Below are 4,675 nucleotides of genomic sequence, written 5' to 3' on the forward strand. Positions count from 1 at the left end.
TCTCCGACACAGGCGCTCATCGATTGTCTTGCGATGCGTCGATAGCCCTCCGCAAAGTCTCCGCAAGCTGTCGTCGGGTATAGGGTTTTGCAAGCGGCCGGAATCGCGACGTGGTGCCGATGCGTTCGACATCCGCGTAGCCGGTGGCCAGGACAACCGGGACGTTCGGATACAGCGTCATGATCTTGGCCGCCATAGCGTCGCCGTCAATTGGGCCGGGCATGACCACATCGGAGAAAACTAAATCGAACGGTCCGTCTGTCTTGAGTAGCTGCAATGCTTCCGTTGCGTCGTCCGCGCATGTGACGGAATAGCCAAGCGAAACGAGTGTGCCCGCGGCGAATTCACGGACCATTGGATCATCCTCCACGACGAGAATGCGCTCACTGCCACCTTCCAGCACTCCGTTCGAGATGGGCTCCGCGGTTATTTCCGTAGACGCCAGTCGAGGAAAGGACAGGAAAATGGTTGTTCCCTTGCCCGGTTCTGATTCAATTTCGATCCGGCCCCCTGATTGCCGCACGAACCCATACACCATGCTGAGACCCAATCCGCTGCCTTTGCCGAAGGGCTTCGTCGTGAAGAACGGCTCGAAGGCCTTTGCCCGCGTCTCCGCATCCATTCCGAAGCCGTTGTCGGAGATTCGGATCACCGCGTCGTCATCGCTTAGCGTCGTCGAGATTGTCACCCTGCCGCCATCCGGCATTGCATCGCGTGCGTTGATGCAGAGGTTCATTATGGACGCTTCCAGTTGTGCAGCATCCGCTCTGACGTGACCTGCCGCCGGATCAAGTGCGAGGTGCAGGATGACGGTTTCGCCGAAAGCCGTAGACAGCAATCCCTCCATGGCCCGGATTGTCCTGTTGATGTTCAGGGACGCCGGCTCTAGGGGTTGCCGTCCCGCGAAGGTGAGTAGCTGGCGTGTGAGGGCGGCGCCTTGCCGCGAGGCCTTGTGGTTCAACTGTGCGATTGCAGAAAGTCGCGGATCGGCAACTTCGTCGGCCAGCGTCTCGGCTGTCCCGATGATGACCGTCAACAGGTTGTTGAAATCATGGGCGACGCCGCCCGTCAGTTGGCCTATGGCTTCAAGCCGCTGTGCCTGCAGCCGTTTTGCCTCGTTCAGCCGTGTCTCGGTGACATCGCGGACACCACCAACCATTCGGGTTGCCATGCCTGCGGCGTTGCGGATGATGTGCCCCTGATCGAGAACCTCGGCATAGGTCCCCGTTCCACGACGGAAGCGGTATTCTTCCAGCCATGTGTCGACCCCATCTTCAATCGCGGCAAGCACGGTGGAAACGACACGTGCGCGGTCGTCCGGGTGGATCTTGGATTCCCATTCCCGAAAACCATCCTCGATCGGCACGTCGTCGTGCCCGAAGACGGATTTGATGTTGCTGTTCCATTGCACACGGCTGGTCGCAATGTCCCAGTCCCAGACCGCGTCCGTCGTCATCATGGCAACAATTGCGAAGCGTTCCTCGCTTTCCGTCAGCCGTTCCGCCGCTCGCTTTTTGTCGGTGATGTCGCGACCGGTTGCGACGAAATGGCTCGCGCGTCCATCGGAACCGACAATGGGTGCGATGCTCATGTCCACCCAGTATTCGCGGCCGTCCTTGGCGTAGTTCAGAAGTTCGGCCCGAATCGCCCTTGACCGCGTGATCGCGCGGTCAATCGCTTCAATGGTGGCGAGTTCGGTGCCGTGACCCTGCAGAAAGCCGGGAGATCGGCCGAGTGCGTCAGGCCGTGAATAGCCGGTGATCCTGATGAAGGCGTCGTTGACGTAGACGATCGTTTGCCTGCCTCCGGGCTGCGATGCTGCCTTTGTGACTATGACGAAGTCGTCGATTCTCGAGATCGCCATTTCCAGCAGATGCAAGTGCTGGTCGGCAGCATGCCGCTTCGTCACATCCCGGAAATAGACGGTCAGCCCTCCCGGCCCCGGATAGGCGGTGACCGAGAACCATGCGTTCAGGGACTCGTAAAATACTTCGAAATCGGCTGTCTCGCTTTCGCGGACGGCACGCTCGTAGTGCTGCCGGATGATCCCCGAGGATGCCTCCGGGAATTCCTGCCAGATCAGGCGGCCCATAAGCGCCCATCGCGGGCGCGCGAGCAGACGTTCGGCCTGACGGTTGAGGTAGGTAAAGCGCCAATCGGTATCAAGCTGGAAAAACGCATCGCTGATGTTCTCCATCGACTCGGCCAAGCGCCGCTCAAGATCCCTGGCGGTATTCTCCAGCCGCTTGCGCTCATCGATATCCTGGAGGGCGCCCTGTATTCGGAAGATTTGGCCCATCTCGTCGCGGATCGCCACGCCGATTGCGCGAACCCATTTCCGCCGACCTGTGCCATCAATGATCTTCACCTCGATATCGTAGGGCAGACCGGTGGCAACGCAGGCTTCGAAATGCCGAGTGATCGCATCTCGCCACTCCGGCGCAAAATAGCCGATCCCCTCCTCGAAGGCGATTGTCTTGCCCCTTGGTCTCTCGTGGATCGCCCAGGTTTCATCCGCCAATACGATTCTCCGATCGGGTAGGTGCACCACCCATCCACCGAGCTTCGCGGCCTTGCCGGCGATCTCGATAAGAGCCTGGTTTCCATAGAGATCTTGCGACTGTCGGCGAGCGTCGCGAGGTACGACCCGATCTTGATGGAGTCGCCAAGCGATGATCAGCGTTGCGCCGACGACCCAGAGCCATGCAGTTGTCGGGAGCCAGGCGACGATGAAAGCGGAGATGCCGCCGACCAGAATTCCAGCGGAAAACCGATCCGTCGCACGTTGCCTGAGACCGGTCACCAGGATGCGAAAGCCATTGCCAGCATTTGCGTTTTCCCGTCGCATGATTTGCATCGTCCTCAGCCGCCGTTGATTTCAACCTCGATAGTCTCAAGCGATGCCGCAATCCATGAGAGATCGCTTAATTTTACCTTATTTAAATTTGGCGCCGCGGTCGCTTAACGGTGCGCCGGTTTAATCGATGCATCCAACTGCCGCGTTCCTGCCCTACCGATGGGGTGGGACCTCGGCAAGCATCGAGGTCAACCTGTGAAAACCACAAAGAGAACGACCTATCTGAGCCGTGTCGAATCCGACTACTTCAGCCGTCAATGGTGCCGCCGAAGCGTCACGCTTTTCTGCAATCTGCTCTTCACCGGGAAATGGATGCGCAAGACGCAGATCGTACGCTGTCTCGTTGTGGAGATCAGCGAAGGTGGGGCGACCGTGCGCATAGGAAAGTCGTTGATTCCAGATCACGCTTACCTTGTTTTCGGTAAGTTTGATGTCGTGGTCGGCAGCATCGTCGTTCAGCGCGATCCGGGGCACCTGCATCTTTGCTTTGTAAAACAGTTGAGACCGGACTTCGTCAATCGGCTGGCACACATGAGCTCCCCGTTTGCCACCTTGGAAAGTCTCAATCCGAGAACCATATAAGTTGGCGAAAATGTGCAGCCAATGCTGCGCCCAATGCCATCCCCGCTCTATGGCGCGCAGGAAAGGGGCTTGGGCCACCCCGCCAAACAATCGAAGAGACTATGAACATAATGATCATCGAAGATCAGCGAGACGTCGTTGATATGTTGCGGCTGAACTGGTCGGATTCTAGGGACCGGTTGGATTGCCTTGCATCCGTAAGGCAAGCGAACCGCTTCATTCACTCAAACGAGCTCGCTGCCTATGACTGCATCCTCATCGACATCAACCTGACAGACGGTAGCGGGCTGGAAGTGCTTCGCGAGGCGCGCTCACGCTCGGACGTTCCTATCATCATGATCTCGGGCGCTGGAGACGCGGATAGCCGGGCGGACGCCATCAGTGTCGGTGCGGACGACTATGTGATGAAGCCGTTCAGCGTGAAGGAACTGCGCGCCCGGGTCCATCGCCTGCACGAGGCGCGGATGGGCCGCAGGGCCTTGCGGCGGAGTGTTGCTTTCAAGATCGGCAATATCGATTGCGACATCGGACGCCTGTCGATGGATTTCGACGGCGCCAGTCTGTCGCTGACCGCACTCGAAGGAAGGATATTGCAGGTCCTTTTCAACAGTGTGGGAGAAGACTGCTCAAAGTCGTGCATTGCACGCCAGGCGCTCTTTCGTGAACACGACCCGCGCGACAAGACGATTGACGTCTACATCAACAGGCTGCGCGGCAAGCTTGCGGAACTGGATGCCGCGAGCGGGGATGCTATCAAGACGATCCGCGGCGTGGGCTATCGCCTGAGCGAAATCCAACAACGGTCAGAGTAGAAGAGCCATATGCTTGAGTGTGTTGACCGTCATGTGATTTCCGCGGAAACGTTCGGGCCCGAAGACGCCCTGCCGGGCGAAGCGGCTCGCCTCAAACGTCTGAGAGAACTGTCCAGTGTGTCGTCCGACCCGGATCCGGTGCTCGATGCACTGGTCGATGCCGCCTGCCTTGCGGCCGATACGCCGATCGGCCTCATCACCTTGCTTGATGGCGAACGCCAATGGTTCAAGTCGAAGCGGGGCATCGAAGGGGACGGGTCCTGCAGAGCGGACGCCTTCTGCGACCACACAATCCGGTCGTCGAGGCCCTTCGTCGTGCCGGATGCCGCTCGCGATGTCCGCTTTGCCGAAAACCCTTTCGTTACCGGTAGCGACAGGATCCGTTTCTATGCCGGCGTGCCGCTGGAGATCGAGCCGGGGCTTC

The 4,675-nt window shown here is 59.0% G+C and carries 4 protein-coding genes; 3 read left to right on the forward strand and 1 reads right to left on the reverse strand.

Annotated elements, in window-relative coordinates:
• Nucleotides 1-16: 16 nt before the first annotated feature.
• The gene (locus tag LPJGGPFB_RS32785; RefSeq protein ID WP_345791103.1) at nucleotides 17-2,857 is read right to left on the reverse strand and encodes a hybrid sensor histidine kinase/response regulator; all 2,841 of its coding nucleotides are present in this window, start codon (nucleotides 2,855-2,857) and stop codon (nucleotides 17-19) included.
• 195 nt (nucleotides 2,858-3,052) lie between these two features.
• On the opposite strand from LPJGGPFB_RS32785, the gene LPJGGPFB_RS32790 reads away from it, so the two are divergent.
• From LPJGGPFB_RS32790 to LPJGGPFB_RS32800, 3 genes are all read left to right on the forward strand, one after another.
• Nucleotides 3,053-3,439: a hypothetical protein gene (locus LPJGGPFB_RS32790; protein ID WP_173424097.1), complete on the forward strand. Its 387-nt coding sequence runs from the start codon at nucleotides 3,053-3,055 to the stop codon at nucleotides 3,437-3,439.
• Nucleotides 3,440-3,549: 110 nt separating this feature from the next.
• Complete coding sequence (locus tag LPJGGPFB_RS32795; RefSeq protein WP_173424098.1) at nucleotides 3,550-4,251, forward strand: response regulator transcription factor; 702 nt, start codon at nucleotides 3,550-3,552, stop codon at nucleotides 4,249-4,251.
• Between the two features lie 9 nt (nucleotides 4,252-4,260).
• Nucleotides 4,261-4,675, forward strand: a 415-nt coding sequence (locus LPJGGPFB_RS32800) for a GAF domain-containing protein (protein WP_173424099.1), incomplete at its 3' end; no start/stop codon positions are given.

It is taken from the genome of Ensifer adhaerens, assembly GCF_013283195.1.
GTDB classification, from domain to species: domain Bacteria; phylum Pseudomonadota; class Alphaproteobacteria; order Rhizobiales; family Rhizobiaceae; genus Ensifer; species Ensifer adhaerens_G.

Excerpts from the sequence above, each read along its gene's own strand:
- LPJGGPFB_RS32795 (WP_173424098.1), top strand. The coding sequence starts at position 3,550 with ATGATCATCGAAGATCAGCGAGACGTCGTTGATATGTTGCGGCTGAAC.
- LPJGGPFB_RS32785 (WP_345791103.1), bottom strand. The coding sequence starts at position 2,857 with ATGCAAATCATGCGACGGGAAAACGCAAATGCTGGCAATGGCTTTCGC.